The organism is Catenulispora sp. MAP12-49 (genome assembly GCF_041262705.1).
GTDB lineage: Bacteria > Actinomycetota > Actinomycetes > Streptomycetales > Catenulisporaceae > Catenulispora.
The window spans coordinates 20477-37973 of the sequence record NZ_JBGCCP010000042.1; the positions used below are offsets into that span (position 1 = coordinate 20477).

14 protein-coding genes are annotated in these 17497 nt (G+C 72.3%); 10 read left to right on the top strand and 4 right to left on the bottom strand.

Going from position 1 to position 17497, the window contains the following annotated elements:
• Positions 1-79: 79 nt before the first annotated feature.
• From ABIA35_RS42580 to ABIA35_RS42595, 4 genes are all read right to left on the bottom strand, one after another.
• Positions 80-1255: an acyl-CoA dehydrogenase family protein gene (locus ABIA35_RS42580; protein ID WP_370361777.1), complete on the bottom strand. Its 1176-nt coding sequence runs from the start codon at positions 1253-1255 to the stop codon at positions 80-82.
• Between the two features lie 98 nt (positions 1256-1353).
• The gene (locus ABIA35_RS42585; RefSeq protein WP_370361778.1) at positions 1354-2610 is read right to left on the bottom strand and encodes a dihydrolipoamide acetyltransferase family protein; all 1257 of its coding nucleotides are present in this window, start codon (positions 2608-2610) and stop codon (positions 1354-1356) included.
• Positions 2611-2695: 85 nt separating this feature from the next.
• The gene (locus tag ABIA35_RS42590; protein ID WP_370361779.1) at positions 2696-3667 is read right to left on the bottom strand and encodes an alpha-ketoacid dehydrogenase subunit beta; all 972 of its coding nucleotides are present in this window, start codon (positions 3665-3667) and stop codon (positions 2696-2698) included.
• The gene (locus ABIA35_RS42595; RefSeq protein ID WP_370361780.1) at positions 3664-4788 is read right to left on the bottom strand and encodes a thiamine pyrophosphate-dependent enzyme; all 1125 of its coding nucleotides are present in this window, start codon (positions 4786-4788) and stop codon (positions 3664-3666) included. The genes ABIA35_RS42590 and ABIA35_RS42595 overlap by 4 nt, the downstream gene beginning before the upstream one ends.
• Before the next feature lie 165 nt (positions 4789-4953).
• Between ABIA35_RS42595 and ABIA35_RS42600 the strand changes: the two genes are divergently transcribed.
• The 10 genes from ABIA35_RS42600 (at position 4954) to ABIA35_RS42645 (ending at position 17491) form a co-directional block, all read left to right on the top strand.
• Positions 4954-5451: an Lrp/AsnC family transcriptional regulator gene (locus tag ABIA35_RS42600; protein WP_370361781.1), complete on the top strand. Its 498-nt coding sequence runs from the start codon at positions 4954-4956 to the stop codon at positions 5449-5451.
• 169 nt (positions 5452-5620) lie between these two features.
• Complete coding sequence (locus ABIA35_RS42605) at positions 5621-7234, top strand: ABC transporter substrate-binding protein (RefSeq protein WP_370361782.1); 1614 nt, start codon at positions 5621-5623, stop codon at positions 7232-7234.
• Positions 7234-8310 (top strand): ABC transporter permease, encoded by a 1077-nt coding sequence (locus ABIA35_RS42610; protein ID WP_370361783.1) that lies wholly within the window; start codon positions 7234-7236, stop codon positions 8308-8310. Before ABIA35_RS42605 ends, ABIA35_RS42610 begins: the two co-directional genes overlap by 1 nt.
• Positions 8310-10295, top strand: coding sequence for a dipeptide/oligopeptide/nickel ABC transporter permease/ATP-binding protein (locus ABIA35_RS42615; protein ID WP_370361784.1), 1986 nt, complete (start codon positions 8310-8312; stop codon positions 10293-10295). Before ABIA35_RS42610 ends, ABIA35_RS42615 begins: the two co-directional genes overlap by 1 nt.
• Positions 10292-11086, top strand: coding sequence for an ABC transporter ATP-binding protein (locus tag ABIA35_RS42620; RefSeq protein ID WP_370361786.1), 795 nt, complete (start codon positions 10292-10294; stop codon positions 11084-11086). The genes ABIA35_RS42615 and ABIA35_RS42620 overlap by 4 nt, the downstream gene beginning before the upstream one ends.
• Positions 11083-13011 (top strand): prolyl oligopeptidase family serine peptidase, encoded by a 1929-nt coding sequence (locus ABIA35_RS42625; protein WP_370361787.1) that lies wholly within the window; start codon positions 11083-11085, stop codon positions 13009-13011. The genes ABIA35_RS42620 and ABIA35_RS42625 overlap by 4 nt, the downstream gene beginning before the upstream one ends.
• A 47-nt stretch (positions 13012-13058) precedes the next feature.
• Positions 13059-14459 (top strand): serine hydrolase domain-containing protein, encoded by a 1401-nt coding sequence (locus ABIA35_RS42630; RefSeq protein WP_370361788.1) that lies wholly within the window; start codon positions 13059-13061, stop codon positions 14457-14459.
• Between the two features lie 49 nt (positions 14460-14508).
• Positions 14509-15474, top strand: coding sequence for a GNAT family N-acetyltransferase (locus tag ABIA35_RS42635; protein ID WP_370361789.1), 966 nt, complete (start codon positions 14509-14511; stop codon positions 15472-15474).
• Positions 15471-16586, top strand: coding sequence for an o-succinylbenzoate synthase (gene menC, locus ABIA35_RS42640; RefSeq protein WP_370361790.1), 1116 nt, complete (start codon positions 15471-15473; stop codon positions 16584-16586). The genes ABIA35_RS42635 and menC overlap by 4 nt, the downstream gene beginning before the upstream one ends.
• Positions 16583-17491 (top strand): serine hydrolase, encoded by a 909-nt coding sequence (locus ABIA35_RS42645; RefSeq protein WP_370361791.1) that lies wholly within the window; start codon positions 16583-16585, stop codon positions 17489-17491. Before menC ends, ABIA35_RS42645 begins: the two co-directional genes overlap by 4 nt.
• The last annotated feature ends 6 nt before the right edge of the window (positions 17492-17497 follow it).

Below are 17497 nucleotides of genomic sequence, written 5' to 3' on the forward strand. Positions count from 1 at the left end.
CAGGGGCGGCGCGGACGGGCTTCGAATCCGGCCCGCGCTGCCCTGTTTGCCGCCGGGGCAGGAAGTGGGACCGCTCCGCCTAGCCGATCGTGGCGATCGAACCCCGGTTGTCGCGGTCGAGGTGGCGGCCGATGATGAGGCGCTGGATCTGGTTGGTGCCCTCGAAGATCTGCATCACCTTGGCCTCTCTCATGTATCGCTCGACCGGGAAGTCCTTGGTGTAGCCGGCGCCGCCGAGGACCTGGACGGCGTCCGTGGTCACCTTCATGGCGTTGTCGGTGGCCACGAGTTTGGCGATGGATGCTTCCCGGCTGTACGGCAGGCCGGCGTCCTTGAGTCGCGCCGCGTGCAGTGTGGTCGCTCGGGCGGCGACCACGGCGGCCTCCATGTCGGCGAGCATGAAGGACAGGCCCTGGTGGTCGATGATTCGGCGGCCGAAGGTGTGGCGTTCCTGTGCGTAGGACACTGCGGTGTCGAGGGCGCCTTGGGCCAGGCCGGTGGCGACCGAGGCGATGCCCAGGCGGCCGGCGTCGAGGGCGGCGAGGGCGATCTTCAGGCCGTCGCCCTCGGCGCCCAGACGGCGCTCGGCTGATACGCGCGCGTCGTCGAGTCTCAGCGCGGCGGTCGTCGATCCGGTCAGGCCCATCTTCTTCTCGGGCGGGTCGGCGATCAGGCCGGGGGTGCCGGCGGGGACCAGGAAGCATGAGATCCCGTCGCGGTCGCCGGCTGTGCCGCTCGTGCGCGCCATGATCGTGTAGTAGTCCGCGGTGCCGCCGTGCGTGACCCATGCCTTGCATCCGTTGAGCACGTAGTCGTCTCCGTCGCGGCGCGCCGTCGTGGCCATCGCGGCGGGGTCGGAACCGGCGTGCGGTTCGGAGAGGCTGTAGGCGCCGAGCAATTCACCGCCGAGCATCTCCGGGAGCCGGCTCAGCTGCTCCGGAGTTCCCCGGGTCGCCAGCGCGAAGCAGGACAGTGCGTGCACTGACACGCCGACCGCGACCGATGCCCAGACCGCGCCGATCTCCTCCAAGACCTGGACATAGACCTCGTACGGGACGCCCGCGCCGCCGATGTCCTCGGGGTAGGGCAGGCCGAGGATCCCGACCTCGCCCAGCAGGTGGAAGACGTCGCGCGGGAATGCTTCTTCCGCCTCGGCACCGGCGGCGCGCGGCGCGAGGTCCTTCGCCGCGATGGAGCGGACCAGTTCGATCAGTTCGGCGTGCTCTGCTGAGCGGAAGGTGCGGCGGGCCGGCATGGCGGTTCTCCTGGTTGTGTCGACGGCCAGATCGTGGCTGGGACTGGGACTGGGACTGGGACTGGGACTGGGAGTACGGGGACAGCGCGAATCGGTCGTCAGAGCATCGCCAGTCCTGGCTCGGCGAGCAGCGCGGCGGTGTCGGCGAGCAGTTGAGAGCCTTCTTGACCGTCGATGACGCGGTGGTCGAAGGAGAGCGCGAGTTGCAGAACGGAGCGGATGGCGATGGTCTCGCCCGCGGCTTCCTCCACGACCCAGGGCCGGCGGCCGATGGCGCCCACGGCGAGGATCGCGGTCTCGCCCGGGTTGAGGATGGGGGTGCCGGTGTCGACACCGAACACGCCGATGTTCGTGATCGTCGTCGTACCACCCGCCATCGCCTCCGAGGCGGTCTTGCCGGCGCGCGCCGTCGCGGCCAGATCGTTGATGGCGACGGCCAGTTCGAGAAGACCGAGTCCTTGCGCGTCCTTGATGTTCGGCACCACCAGGCCGCGCGGTGTGGCCGCGGCGATGCCCAGGTTGATCGCGGCCGGCACGACGATCTCCTGTGCGGCCTCGTCCCACCGCGCGGTGGCCATCGGCGTGCGGGCGAGCGCGAGCAGATAGGCGCGCGCCACGAACGCCAGCGGCGTGAGCTTGACATCGTGGAACTCGCGGCGACGCCGCGCTGCCTGCCGGAGTTCGAGCGTCTTGGTGACGTCGACGGTGACGAACTCGGTCACGTGGGGAGCCGAGAACGCCGAAGCCACCATGGCCGCCGCGGTGTGTTTGCGGATGCCCTTCACCGGGATCCGGACCTCGGCGCCGCTGGGTGAAGGCGAGGGAGAGGGCGAAGTCGCAGGTACAGGCACAGGTGTTTCCGAGGCGCGGATCACGTCGGCGCGCACGACCGTCCCGTCCGGCCCGGATGCCTCGACCAGGGCCAGATCGACGCCGAGGGTTTTGGCGAGCTTGCGCACCGGCGGCTTTGCGCGCGGCTTGTTGCTCGCCGGCTTGTTGCCGGCCGGCCCGGTGGTCGGCAGGCGTCGCCGCCTGGAGCCCGAGGCCTTGGCCCCGTAGCCCACCAAGAGCTTGGGCTCCTGCTCTTCGGTTTCGGCCGTGGCGGCGGCGGTTCGGATGGCGATGATCGGCGAACCCACGTCGACGGTGTGCCCCTCGGAAGCGAAGAGCTCCACGACCTCGCCCGCGTACGGCGAGGGCAGCTCGACGGCCGACTTCGCGGTCTCGATCTCGACGAGGACCTGGTTGACGCCGACGGTGTCGCCGACCCGGACGTGCCAGGCGATGATCTCTGCTTCCGTCAGGCCTTCGCCGACGTCGGGAAGCCGGAAGGTCTGCACGGTCGCGGTGGTCACGGCAAGCTCCTGTGGAAGGGGGAGGAAGAGGGAGGGAAGGGGGTGGACCAGCTCAGTGCCAGCTCAGTGACAGCTCAGTGCCAGCTCAGTGCGAGAAGGCGAGATCGCAGGCATCGAGGATCCGATCGACGTTCGGCAGCCAGTCCTCTTCGAGCCGGCTTGCCGGGTAGGGCGTGTCGTAGCCGGTCACGCGCAGGATGGGTGCCTCCAGTTCGTAGAACGCCTGCGCCTGCACCCGGGCGGTCAGCTCGGCCCCGATCCCGCCGCTCCGGGAGGCTTCGTGCGCGATGACCAGCCGGCCGGTGCGGCGCACCGACGCCACGACGCTCGCGTCGTCCAAGGGCGAGAGGGAACGCAGGTCGATGACCTCGACGTCCCGGCCCTCCTCCGCCAGGACCTCGGCGGCTTCGACCGCCTTGGGCACGAGCGCGCCATACGTGACCAGCGTCAGATCCCCGCCGGGGCGCACCACGCGGGCCAGTTCCATGTCCACCGGCGGCGCCTGGGGATCGACCGTCCCCTTGGACCAGTAGGACCGTTTCGGCTCCAGGAAGATCACCGGGTCGTCGCAGCGGATCGCCTGGCCCAGCAGGTCGTACGCGTCCTGGGAGTCCGACGGGCACAGCACCCGCAGGCCGGGCGTGTGGGCGAAGTAGGCCTCGGGGGACTCGCTGTGGTGCTCGATCGCGCCGATCCCGCCGCCGACCGGGATGCGGATCACGACCGGCAGCCCGAGGCGCCCCTCCGAGCGGTGGCGGTACTTCGCGAGCTGGGTGACGATCTGGTTCATCGCCGGGAAGACGAAGCCGTCGAACTGGATCTCGCACACCGGCCGGTAGCCGGCCAGGGCCAGGCCGATCGCGCTGCCGACGATGCCGGCCTCGCCCAGCGGCGAGACCACGACGCGATCGGCGCCGAAGTCCTCGTGCAGGCCGTCGGTGACCCGGAACACGCCGCCGAGCGGGCCGATGTCCTCGCCGATCAGCAGGACCTTGTCGTCGGCCTCCATCGCGGCGCGCAAGCCGGCGTTCAGCGCGTGGGCCATCGCGGTGCTCACCGGTGATCCCCTTCGGCCGCGGCCACGAAGGCCAGGTGTTCCCGGCGTTGGCGCGCGAGGTCGTCCGGCATGCGCTCAAGCGTGTGCAGGAACGGATCGCCCGGTTCCGGGTCGGGCAGCGCCCGGCAGCCGGCCCGCAGCCGCTCGGCCAGGGCCTCCTCCTCCCGTGCGAGCTCGGCCAGGAAGGCCTCGTCGGCCCGTGCCGGGGCGCCGGCGTCAGACCGCGTGAGCAGGATGCGCAGACGCTCGATCGGGTCGCGCTCGGCCCACGCGTCGTTCTCCGAGGCGGTGCGGTAGCGCAGGTCGTCGTCGGAGGTGGTGTGCGGGTTCCGGCGGTAGGTGACCGCCTCGATCAGGGTGGGGCCGCCGCCGGCGCGGGCGTTCGCCAGCGCGGTGCGGGTGGCGGCGTGGCAGGCGACCACGTCGTTGCCGTCGACGCGGACGCCGGGGAAGCCGAAGCCCCGGGCGCGGTCGGCGGCCGGTATCCGGCTCTGCACGGAGAACGGGGCGGAGATCGCCCACTGGTTGTTCTGACAGAAGAACACGACCGGCAGGTGCTGCGCCGCGGCCCAGACGAACGCCTCGTTGGTCTCGCCCTCGCTGAGCGCGCCATCACCCAGGAACACCAGCACGGCGCGATCGCGGTCGGCCTGGCCGGTGCCGACATCGCCGTCGCGCACGACGGCCATCGCGTAGCCCACGGCGTGCAGCGTCTGCGCGCCGATCACCAGCGTGTACAGGTGGAAGTTGCGCTCGCGCGGGTCCCAGCCGCCCAACGTCGTGCCACGGAACAGGCCCAGCAGCCGCACCGGATCGACGCCGGAACACCAGGCCACGGCGTGCTCGCGATACGTCGGGAAGACCACGTCGCGCGCCTTTAGCGCCCGGCCCGCGCCGACCTGGGCGCCCTCCTGACCCAGCATCGAGGGCCACAGTCCCAGCTCGCCCTGCCGCTGCAGCGCGACGGCCTCGATGTCGACGCGCCGCGCGAGCACCATGTCGCGGTAGGCCGCCCGCAGGTCCAGGGCATCGGCGGCGGGCGGCAGGCCCGGGGCGTCGCGCAGGTTGCCCGCGGTGTCGAGCACCTGCCACGGGTCGTTCGCAGGCGGTGCAGTGGTCATGGCGCTCCCTGATTCCGGAGGTGAGCTGGAATCGTCGCGACCCGGTTCGCCGCCGGGCAAGAGTCACGCGTGAAACGTGCGTAGGATGCGCGTGATGTGCGAACAGGGCGCTGATCGGCGCCTGATGTGTTCGTGTGGCGAAAGAATCCACCTTTGGGGGTCGGCATGGACGACATCGACCGGAAGATCGTGGCGCTCCTGAGGGTGAACGCCCGGATGCCGACGAGCGAGATCGCCCGCCGCGTCGGGCTGTCCGGCGCCCCGGTGGCGCGGCGGATCGAGCGCCTGGAGGCCGACGGCGTCATCCTGGGATACGTGGCGATCGTGGACGACGCGGCGATCGGCGAGCTCGACGCGTTCACCGAGATCCGGCTCACCGGCGGGACCGACACGCGCGAGATCGAGGAGATCGCGCGCCGGGTTCCCGAGGTCCAGCAGTACTACACGATCGCCGGGGACCCGGATGCCCTGGTGCGGTTCCGGGTGCGCAACGTCGACCACTTGCAGCGTGTGGTGAACGCGATCCGGAGTACCGGGATCGTCGCCGGGACCAAGACGCTCATCGTCATGGCCGCGTGGGACCGTGCCCGCACGCGGGATCCGGAGATACAGACACAGATCGGAGAGACAGACACAGATCGAAGAGCGGCCCGCGTGACCTGATCGTCTGCGCCGCCCGCGGAGACCAGTTTCGTGCTCCGGGTATTGGCCGTCTTCGGCCGATCGCACTACTGCCGCACTGCTTTTTCGTCCGCCACGACGACGGCGGCCCCTCTGCCCGCTGCCTACAGTTCATCCACTCGTAGGCGTGGCGGCAGAAGGAGCAGGGCTGATGAGCAGCAGAGCGGACTTCGGGGCGAGAAGGGCGGCGCACTTTCGCCGGTTGCTGGGGGTGACGGTCGCCGCGTCGGTGGGGGTGTCGGTGGCGGCGTGCGGCGGGTCCTCCGCCGGGGCCGGCGGCGGCAAGGCCGACGGCGGCGCGACGATCACCATCGGCATCGGCTCGGATCCCGGGACGCTGAGTCCGACGACGGCGCTGGCCGGGACCGCGGTCCTGATGATCGGGTACGCGTACGACCGGCTGATCCACATCTCCGCCGACGGCAAGGTCACCCCGGGTGTGGCCGAGAAGTGGACCGCGACCTCGACCTCCGCGACGTTCACCATCCGGGCCGGGGTCACCTGCCAGGACGGCACGCCGCTGACCGCGGCCGACGTCGCGGCCGAGTACAACTACATCGCCGACCCCAAGAACGCCTCGCCGTTGCTCGGTGTCGTGGTCCCGGCGACCGCGAAGGCCACGGCCGACGCCGCCGCGCGCACCGTGTCCGTCACCACGCAGGTCCCGGCGCCGTTCATCGTCGAGATGACCCAGCTGCTGCCGCTGGTGTGCCAGAAGAACCTGGCCGATCCGGCGGCGCTGGCCAAGACCACCAACGCCAGCGGCCCCTACCAGCTGACCCAGGCCGTGCCCGGCGACCACTACACGTACACCAAGCGCGCGGGTTACAGCTGGGGTCCCGGCGGCGCCACCGACGCCGATATGCCGGCCACCGTGATCTTCAAGGTGGTGGCGAACCCGTCGACGGCGGCGAACATGCTGCTGTCCGGCCAGGTGAACATCGCAGAGATCAACGGCCCCGACACCCAGCGCCTGGACGGGGCCCGCGTCGGCAAGAAGAGCACCCTGACGCCGTTCGGCTTCCTCACCTTCAACGAGGCCGCCGGGCACGACACCGCCGACCCCGCGGTCCGCACGGCGCTGGTCGAGGCGCTGGACCTGAAGCAGATCGGCTCGGTGGCCACCGGCGGCACCGGGAAGCCGTCCACCTCGATCGGCGAAGTGGCCCCGACCCCGTGCACCGGAGACAGCGTCACCGGCAACCTCCCGGCGCACGACGCGGCCAAGGCCGCCGCCGACCTGACCGCGGCCGGCTGGACGAAGGGCGGCGGGGGCTGGACCAAGGGCGGCAAGCAGCTGACCGTCACCCAGCTCCACTCCTCGCAGCTGGGCCCGGACGCGGCCGCCTCCTATGAGCTGGCCGCCAAGCAGTGGACCGACTTCGGCGTGAAGGTCCAGGACAAGGTCGTCGACGCGACCACGACGGTGACCACCCTGTCCTCCGGCGGCTACGACGTGTCCTGGATCCCGGTCAGCGTCCCGCTGCCGGACCAGCTCACCCGGTTCTACGACGGCCCGACCCCGCCGAACGGCACCAACTTCGGCGCGATCGCGAACCCGGACTACACCGCGGTGAGCAAGCAGGCGATGGCGGTGGCCGGCAAGGACGGCTGCGCGCTGTGGCAGAAGGCTGACGCCGCGCTGGTCAAGCGGGTGGACGTGGTCCCGATCGTCGACAGTCTGATCGGCTGGTACGGCAAGGGCGTCAGCTACGACGTCGACGGCGCGGGGCCCGTCCCGAGCAGCCTGCGGGCGGGCAGCTGATGGCCCGGGTCCAGATCGCGAACGCCGGCGCAAATCCCGGCGGGCCGGCCGCCCCGGGAGGCGGCGCCGGCCGGACGGCCCCGGTCGGCGCGGTCCCGGCGCTCCGCCGTGCCGCCGCCGCGCTGACCGGCGACACCTGGCTCGGCTTCCTGGCCCGGCGCACCGGCCGGCTGCTGGTCTCGCTGGCCGTGGTGGTGACCGCGTCCTTCGCGATGATCCACCTGATCCCCGGCGACCCGGTCCGCGCCGCCCTCGGCCTGTCCGCCGACCCGACCCAGGTCGCGGCCCGGCGCCACGACCTGGGTCTGGACCGGTCGCTGCCCGAGCAGTACGGCGCCTTCCTGGCGAACCTGTTCCACGGCCGGCTCGGCGACTCGATCGTCTCCCAGATGCCGGTCTCGCAGATCATCTCCGACCGGCTCCCCTCGACATTGCAGCTGGTGATCCCCGCTGTCGTGCTCATCCTGCTGGTCGGCATCCCGATCGGCATGCTGGCGGCCGTCCTGACCAAGGACGGCCGCCGCCGGCGGGGCGAGCTGGCCTTCGCCGCGACCACCGGGATCCTGGCCGCGCTGCCGGAGTTCCTGCTGGCGGTCGGGCTGGTCGCGGTGTTCGCGGTGTGGTGGCAGGTGCTCCCGGTGGCCGGGCAGTCGGATCTGTCCTCGTACGTGCTGCCGGTCCTGTCCCTGACCGTGGTCCCGGCGGCGTCGCTGTCCCGGGTGGTCCGGGTCGAGGCTCTGCGCGTCCTGACCGAGGACTACATGCGCACGGCGCGGGCCAAGCGTCTCCCGGCCCGGCTCGTCTACCTGCGGCACGCGCTGCCGAACCTGCTGACCTCGTCGCTGACCATCGGCGGCCTGCTGTTCACCTCGCTGCTGGCCGGCACGGTGCTGGTGGAGAACGTGTTCGCCTGGCCGGGTCTGGGCTCGACGATCGTGCAGGCCATCACGACCAAGGACTATCCGCTGGTGCAGGGCGTGGTGTTGGTCTACGGAGCCGCCGCGCTGCTGATCACGTTCGCGGTGGACGTGGCGGTCGCCGTCATCGACCCGCGCTCGACGGTACGGGGGACCTGATGACCGCGACCACGATGACCGCGACCACAGAGCCGGACGACATCTGCGCCGACCCGCCGGAGTCCTTCGCCCGCCGGGCCCGCCAGAGCGTCCGCACCCCGCTCGGTGCCGCGGCGCTGGCCGCCGTGCTGCTGCTGGCCGCGCTGGCGGTGGCCGGGCCGGTGGTGTTCGGCGATCAGGCCTCGAGGATCGACACCGCGGCGATGAACCAGGGCGTCAGCGGGGCGCACCTGCTCGGCACCGACAGCCTGGGCCGGGACATCGCGGCCCGGGTGATCGTCGCCACCCGGCTCACCCTGCGGCTCGGGCTGTCCGCGACGGCGATCGGCCTGCTCGGCGGGCTGGTGCTGGGCCTGGCGCCGAGCGTGCTGGGCCGGCGCGGGGGCCGGGCGGTGACCGGCGTGGTCGGCGTGCTGGTCGCCTTCCCGGGACTGCTGTTCGTGCTCTTCCTGGCCACCATCTTCGGCATCGGGAGCACCGGCGCGGTGCTGGCCATCGGACTGGCGCTGGTGCCGCCGCTGGCCCGGTTGATCCAGAACCTGGCGACGACCGTCGCCGGCTCGGACTACGTGGCGGCGGCGCGGATCCTGGGCGTCGGCCGGTTCCGGATCGTCGTCCGGCACGTGCTGCCGAACATCGTGGAGCCGGTCGTGCTGTTCGCGGCGCAGGCCGCCACCGGGTCGCTCATCGCCTTCGCCGGGCTGTCGTTCCTGGGCCTGGGCGTGCAGAGCCCGGACTACGACTGGGGCCGGCTGCTCAACGAGGGGCTGAGCAGGATCTACGTGAACCCGGCCTCGGCGTTGGCCCCGGGCGTCGCGGTGGTGCTGGCCGGGTTGGTGTTCGGGCTGCTCGGGGAGGCGCTCGCGCAGACCGCCGGGCGGCGCACGGCGGCGCGCGCGGTACCGGCCGCGCATGTCCCCGCCGCCACGGATACCGATGGGGCGCTCCCGCAGACTCAGGCGGACGTCGACAGTTCAGCCCTGATCCAGGCCACCCATCTGCGGGTCTCCTTCCCCGGCGGGCGGACCGCCGTCCGCGACGTCTCCCTGTCCGTCGCGGCCGGGGAGGCCGTCGGTCTGGTCGGCGAGTCCGGGTCCGGCAAGAGCCTGACCGCGCTGGCACTGGCCCAGCTGGTGCCCCACCCCGGCCACGTCCAGGGCACCGTGCGCTTCGACGGACACGACCTGCTCGCGGACCCGCGCTCGGGCCGGCGGCTCGGGGCCGAGCTGGCCATGGTGTTCCAGGACCCGATGACCTCGCTCAACCCGGCGCTGCGGGTGGGCCGTCAGCTGGCCGAGGTCGCCGAGGTCCACCTCGGCCGGTCCCGGAAGGCCGCGCTGGCCCGGGCCGTGGACCGGCTGGCCGCCGTCGGCATCCCGGACCCGGAACGCCGCGCCCGGCAACGTCCGCACGAGTACTCCGGCGGCATGCGGCAGCGCGCGTTCATCGGCATGGGGCTGATGGCCGAGCCCCGGCTGATCATCGCCGACGAGCCGACCACGGCGCTGGACGTGACCGTGCAGAAGCAGGTGCTGGAGCTGCTCGGCCGGATCCGGGCCAACTCCGGCGCGGCGCTGCTGCTGATCTCGCACGATCTGGGCGTCGTGGCCGAGGTCTGCGACCGGGTCCTGGTCATGTACGCCGGCCGGGTCGTGGAGGAGCTGCCGGTGGCCCGGTTGTTCCAGGCCGCCGCGCACCCCTACACCCGGGCCCTGGTCGGCGCGATCCCGACGATGGCCACCGACCTGGACCGCGAGCTGGCCACCATCCCGGGCCGGCCGCCGGAGCCGGGGGAGCAGGTCACGGGCTGCGCGTTCGCGACGCGGTGTGCCTTCGCGCAGGACCGGTGCCGCGGCGAACTGCCCGTGCTGGAGCCGGCCGCGGGCGGCGCCGGGCACCGGGTGGCGTGCTGGTACCCGCGAGCAGTCGGCAGCGACACAACCCGCGATGACACGGCCCGCGCCAAGACGGAGGTGGTGCAATGAGCTCCCTGGAACTGCGCGGCGTAGGGGTGCGCTACGGCCGGTTCACCGCCGTCGAGGGCGTGGACCTCACCGTCCCCGACGGCAGCGTCACCGGCCTGGTCGGCGGCTCCGGCTCCGGCAAGTCCACCGTCGGCAAGGCCGTCGTCGGCCTGGCGCCGCTGACCGCCGGCCGGATCCTGGTCGACGGCGTGGGCCAGCCCCGGCGCCCCGGGCGTACCCCTGTGCAGCTCGTATTCCAGAACCCGTACGCCTCGCTCGACCCGCGGCTGAGCATCGGCGCGGCGGTGGCGGAGGCCTTGCCCAGGACACGGCTCGACCCCGACAACTCCGGCTCGTCGGCCGCCGGCCGCTGGACCCGCGCTGAGCGGGCCGCCGAGGTGGCCCGCCTCCTCGGTCTGGTCGGCATCGATCCGGCGCGCGCCGCCCAGCTCCCCGCAGCCCTGTCCGGCGGACAGCGCCAGCGCGTCGCGCTGGCCCGCGCGCTCGCCGCCCGGCCCGGGGTGCTGATCGCCGACGAGGTCACCTCGGCGCTCGACGTCTCGGTCCAGGGCGCGGTGCTGAATCTGCTGCGCCGGCTCCAGCGCGACCTCGGCTTCGCGCTGCTGTTCATCTCGCACGACCTCGCCGTGGTCCGGTACCTCTGCGACCAGGTCGCGGTCCTGGAGTCCGGCCGGCTGGTCGAGTGCGGCCCGGCCGCCGAGGTGATGGCCCGCCCGGCTCACGAGACCACCAGGACGCTGCTGTCCTGCATCCCCGCCCTGCCCGCGAGAACCGTAACGGAGGCGCCATGACCCGGCCGCTGAGGATCGACGACCTCTTCCGCTTCGAGATCCCCGGCGACCCGGACCTCTCCCCGGACGGCTCCCGCGTCGCCTATGTGCTGACCGGACAGGACGAAGACCTGGACGGCGCGGCCTCGGCGATCCACCTGGTCGACGTGACCGGCGGCGCGCCGCGCACACTGACCAACGGCCCGGCCGACGCCGCGCCGCGCTGGTCGCCGGACGGCACCGCGCTGGCGTTCCTGCGGTCCGGCCAGCTGCACCTCATCCGGGTCGACGGCGGCGAGGCCCGGCAGCTGACCACCGAGAAGTCCCGCCCGTCCGGCGCCGGACCGGCGGCCTGGTCGCCGGACGGCACGCGGATCGCGTTCAGCGCGCTCGACGCCCACGACGACCGCTTCGCGCCGTCGGTCGTCGACGAACTGCACTGGAAGGTGGACGGTGTCGGCGTGACCGGTCGGGCGCGGACCCAGATCTTCGTGGTCGACGTCGCCTCCGGCCTGATCGAGCAGCTGACCGAGGGGACCGACGATTGCGCGGCGCCAGTGTGGTCGCCGGACGGCACCCGGCTGGCCTTCATCGGTGAGAGGGGTCCGGGGCCGGAGCGCCTGAGCACATCGGCGCCCTACGTGATCGACGTCCCCGCGGACGTCGAGCCCGGCCGGCCTCCCGCACCGCCGCGGCGGTGCGGAACGGGCATCGCGCTGACCGGCCCGCTGCGCTGGTACCCGGACGGCTCGGCGCTGCTGGTCACCGGCCGCACCACTGTCTCCGTCGGGCATCTCAACCTGCTGCGCCAACCACTGGACGGCGCGGCCCCGACCGTCCTGGCCGCCGACCTGGATCGCAACGTCATGCCGGGCGGGCCCGGCTACCCCGGGGCGCTCGCGCAGTTCCACGGCCAGGACATCGTGTTCGCGGTCCGCGACCGCGGCTCCTCCCGGCTCTGTGTCCTGCCGGCCGATTCCGATCGGGCGCGTTACCTCGACCTGCCACAGCGGCTCAGTGTCAACGGCGCGAAGGTGTCGCAGGCCGCGGGGACCGTGGCGTTCGTGTACTCCGACGAGTCCACGTTCGGCGAGATCGGCGTGGTCGACCTGGACTCCGGCAAGTTCCGCCGGCTCACCGGGCATATGGACACGGCGCTGCCCGACGTCCGGCTGCCGGTCTACCAGGACCGCGCGTTCACCGTCTCCGACGGCCAAGTGGTGTCCGGCTGGGTGATCCGCGATCCGGCCGCGCCGACCGGCGGTCCGTTGCTGGTGGATGTGCACGGCGGTCCGCACAATGCCTGGAGCCCGCAGGCCGACGCCGTCCACCTGTACCACCACGAGCTGGTGGCCCAGGGCTGGACGATCCTCGTGCTCAACATCCGCGGCAGCGACGGGTACGGCGAGGACTACTACCAGGCGGTGGTCGGCGGCTGGGGCGAGGCCGACGAGCGGGACGTGCTGGAGCCGGTGGCGACGCTGGTCCAGGAGGGCCTGGCGGACCCGGCCCGGATCGCCCTGACCGGCTACAGCTACGGCGGCTTCATGTCCTGCTGGCTGTCGGCGCGCAGCGAGGTCTTCGCGGCCGTGGTGCCCGGCGGCGTGGTCACCGACCTGCGCAGCATGGCGGGCACGTCCGACGAGGGCCAGTTGATCACCGCCCTGGAGATCGGCGGGGGGCCGATGCTGGAGCGTCTGTCGCCGCTGACATATGTGGACGCGGTCCGCGCGCCCACGCTGATCCTGCACGGCGCCGCCGACGACCGCTGCCCGCCCGGCCAGGCCGAGGAGTGGTTCCAGGCGTTGAAGACCCGCGGCGTCCAGACCCGGCTGGTCCTCTACCCCGGCGGCTCGCACCTGTTCATCCTCAACGGCCGTCCCTCACACCGCGCCGACTACTGCCGGCGGGTCGTCGACTGGGTCCTCACCCACACCGCGTCCTGATGCCACCTCCGGCATCGGCGACACCTCTTTCTGATTGGAGTCAGGCAATGACACAGCCCACTGAGATACTCGAGGCGCAGAGCTCCCTGGACCCCGCGCTGACCGTCCGCTGGCAGGCCCGGCTGGCCGAGCTGGTCGCGGCCCACGGCGTCGGCGCGAGCCTGGCGGTCATGCACCGCGGCGAGGTGCTGTTCGAGGCCGCCGCCGGCTGGGCCCACCAGGGCGCGGGCATCGAGGCCACCACCGACACGGTGTTCCAGATCGGTTCGATCTCCAAGGTGTGGACCGCCACGGTGGCCATGGCTCTGGTCGACGAGGGCCTGCTGGATCTGGACGCACCGGTGGTGGACGTACTGCCGGAGCTGCGGCTGGTCGACGACGCCGTGGCCGCCCAGGTCACGCTGCGGCACCTGCTCACCCACAGCAGCGGCATCGACGGCGACTTCTTCTCCGACACCGGCCGCGGCGAGGACAACCTGGAGAAGTACGTGGCACAGCTCGCCGAGGTGGCCGTCACCCACCCGCTCGGCGCGACGATGTCCTACTGCAACGCCGGGTTCACTCTGCTGGGTCGCATCCTGGAGCGGGTCACCGGTGTCCAGTGGGACGAGCTGATGCGGCAGCGGCTGTTCCAGCCGCTGGGTCTGAAGCAGACCGGCACCCTGCCGGAGGAGGCGCTGCTGCACCGCGCCGCCCTCGGCCACATCGGCACGCCGCCGGCCCCGGCGCCGGTCTGGGGCCTGATGCGCAGCGCGGGACCGGCCGGGCTGATCCACTCCACGCCGCGTGAAGTGCTGGCCTTCGCCAAGCTGCACCTGGACGGAGGCCTCGCGCCGGACGGCACGCGAGTTCTGTCGCAGCAGTCGGTCGAGGCGATGCAGGAGCCGCAGATCGAGGTGCCGGACAACTGGTTCCTGGCCACGCACTGGGGCCTGGGCTGGTTCCTGGACCAGTGGGACGGCGCCAAGGTCTACGGCCACGACGGCGGCACCATCGGCCAGTCGGCGTTCCTGCGGATCCTTCCCGAGCACGATCTGGCGATCTGCCTGCTGACCAACGGCGGCGACACGTTCGCGCTCTACCGCGCGGTGTTCGACGAGATCGCCGAGGAGTTCGCGGGGGTGCGGATGCGGCCGGCGCTGGAGCCGTCCGCCGAGCCGCTGGAGTTCGACCCGGCGGACTACGTGGGCACCTACGACCGGGCCTCGACGCGGCTGGACATCACCGAGCGCGACGGCGGCCTTGTCATGACCGTCACGCTCAGCGGGATCATCGCCACCGTGGCCGGCGGCGACCCGATCGAGATGCCGCTGCGGACCTTCCGGCCCGGCGTGTTCCTCACCAAGCGCCCGGAACTCGACGCCTGGCTCACCGTGGTCTTCTACGAACTCCCCGACGGCACGCGGTACATCCACCACGGCGCCCGGGCCACCCCGAAGGTGGGGTGAGCGCGGTGCTCGCAGCAGACCGGTCGCAGAGCTTGTGGAAGAAGGATGAGTGAGCGCGAGTACTGAGAGTTCCGCGAACGCGGCGAGCGGCGGCGCCGTCGCCGCGCCGCCCCGGCCCGGTCCGGTGCCGGGCGCGGCCGAGCCGGGGCTGCGGGCGCGGGCCGAGGCCGTCGCCGCGGCGGCGGCGCGCGCGGCCGGTGTCACGTTCGCCGAACTGCACACGATGTCCGAGATGACCCAGGCCGCCTCGCTCATGGATCGCGTGTGGCGTCCGGACAACGGTGCGACCATGCTTCCGCCGTCCTTCCTCAAGGTCCTTTCGCGGTCCGGCGGTTACGTCGTCGGAGGGTTCCGCGGCGGCCGGATGGTCGGATTCTGTGTCGGGCTGCTTTCCGAGCTCGGGCTGCACTCGCACATCGCCGCCGTCGAGGACCCGCTGCGCGGAGCGGGTCTGGGCCGGGCGATCAAGCTGGACCAGCGGGCCTGGGCGCTGCGCCGGGGCATCGGCACCGTCACCTGGACCTATGACCCGCTGATCAGCCGCAATGCCTACTTCAACATCGCCAAGCTCGGTGCGGTGGCGGCCGAGTACCTCACCGACTACTACGGCGCCATGACCGACGGGGTCAACGCCGGAAGCCCGAGTGACCGCATTCTCGTGCGGTGGGACCTGGCAAGCACCCACGTCGGCCGCACCCTGGAAGGCGGCACGGCCGTCCCGGCGGTCGACGGCGCCGTCGTCGCGCTCGGCGCGGGCCCCGACGGCCGCCCAGCCCTGGGCCCCCAAGGCGCGCGGCGGTTGCTGATCGGGATCCCTCAGGACGCCGAGGCGCTGCGCATCGCCGACCCCGGCCTGGCCGCCGCGTGGCGAACGGCGTTGCGCGACGTCCTGAGCCCCCTGATGGCGCACGGCGGCCGCGTCACCGGCTTCACCCGCGAGGGCCGATACGTCCTCGAGCCCGCCGGGCCGCGGCCCGGGACCGACTCAGCACCCGAACCAAAGGACCACGTATGAAGCTGACCGGAATCGAACTGCGGCGGGTCGCGATCCCGCTGGTCTCACCGTTCCGGACCTCGTTCGGGACCCAGCACACCCGCGAACTCGGCCTGCTCCGCGTCCGCACCGAGCAGACCGACGGCTACGGCGAACTCGTCACCATGGCCGCCCCGGTGTACTCGGCCGAGTACACCGACGGCGCCCTGGCGGTCCTGCGCGACCATCTCATCCCCATGCTCGCGCAGGCCGCCGCGAAGACCGGGCTCGACCCGTGGGCCGTGGCACCGGCTCTCGCGCCGATCAAGGGCCACCGCATGGCCAAGGCCGCGCTGGAGACGGCGGTCCTGGACGCCTGGCTCCGCGAGCGCTCCCTGTCCATGGCCGAGTGGCTCGGCGCCACCCGGGACAAGGTCCCCGCCGGCGTCTCGGTCGGCATCATGGACTCGATCCCGGAGCTCCTGGACGCCGTCGGCGGCTATCTCGATGAGGGCTACCTGCGGATCAAGCTGAAGATCGAGCCCGGCTGGGACGTGGCGCCCGTCCGTGCCGTCCGGGAGCGCTTCGGCGACGGCGTCCTCCTGCAAGTCGATGCCAACACCGCCTACACCCTGGCCGACGCGCCCCTGCTCGCCCGCCTTGATCCCTTCGACCTGCTGCTGATCGAACAGCCGCTGGAGGAGGAGGACATCCGGGGCCATGCCGAGCTGGCCAAGCGCATCAAGACCCCGGTCTGTCTGGACGAGTCGATCGTCTCGGCCCGGTCCGCCGCCGACGCCATCGCCCTGGGCGCGTGCGCGGTGGTGAACATCAAGCCCGGCCGGGTCGGCGGCTACCTGGAATCCCGGCGCATCCACGACGTCTGCGTCGCCAACGGCGTGCCGGTCTGGTGTGGCGGAATGCTGGAGACGGGCCTGGGCCGGGCCGCCAATGTGGCACTGGCCGCGCTGCCGGGGTTCACCCTGCCCGGCGACACCTCTGCCTCGGACCGCTACTACCGCACCGACATCACCGAGCCGTTCGTGCTGAAGGACGGACATCTGGAGGTGCCGCGCGAACCGGGGCTGGGGCGCACGCCCATCCCGGAGCTGCTGGACGCCGTGACCGGGACTAAGGAATGGATCGCGCTGTGACCGACGTCGAACACGAGCTGTCCGCGATGTTCGCCGAGGCCGGCGTCCGCGGATTCCTGTACGCGCGGGACATCGACGGCCCCGCGGCCGTCGGCGTGTCCCCGGACGACCCGGTCTGCCTGGCCTCGGTCTTCAAGATCGCGGTGTGCCTGGGCTACGCGGTCGAGGCGCAGGCCGGCACGCTCTCCCGGACCGAGCGGCTGGAGGTGGAGCAGCGGTTTCGTGACGGCGGCATCGGGACCTCCGGATTCGCCGATCCGGTGGAGCTGAGCCTGCGCGACCTGGCGCTGATGATGATGTCGATGAGCGACAACGCCGCCACCGACGTGGTGCTGGCCCGGGTCGGGCTGGACCGGGTCAACGGGCTGCTGGCCGAGCTGGGGCGGACCCGGACGCACCTGATCGGCGGCTGCCTGGAGTTGCTCGGTTCGATGCGCCGGCAGCTCGTCGGTGCCGACACCAGCACCGACGAGGATCTGGAAGCGGCGCTGGCGGCGCGCGTAGCCGCCGGGACGCTGATGGAGCTGGACATCTGCACGCCGCTGCGCACCACCCGCAGCACGGCCCGGGACACCGCCGAGCTGCTGGCCCAGATCTGGCGGGACGAGGCCGGCCCGGCCGAGGCCTGCCAGGAGGTCCGCACGATCATGGGCCGCCAGATCTGGCCGCACCGGCTCAGCTCGGGCTTCGACGACAGCTGGCGGGTCGGTGCGAAGACCGGCACGCTGCCTGGCTGGCGGAACGAGGCCGGCGTGGTCGAGCACGCGGACGGGGGCCGCTACGCGGTGGCGGTGTTCACCCGCTGCGAGCGCCCGGACTTCCGGAACCCTTCGGCGGACCGGGTGATCGGGCAGGCCGCGGCCCTTGCGGTGGAGTCTTTGCGGTCGCTCAGTGTGAGGTCGTGACAGTCG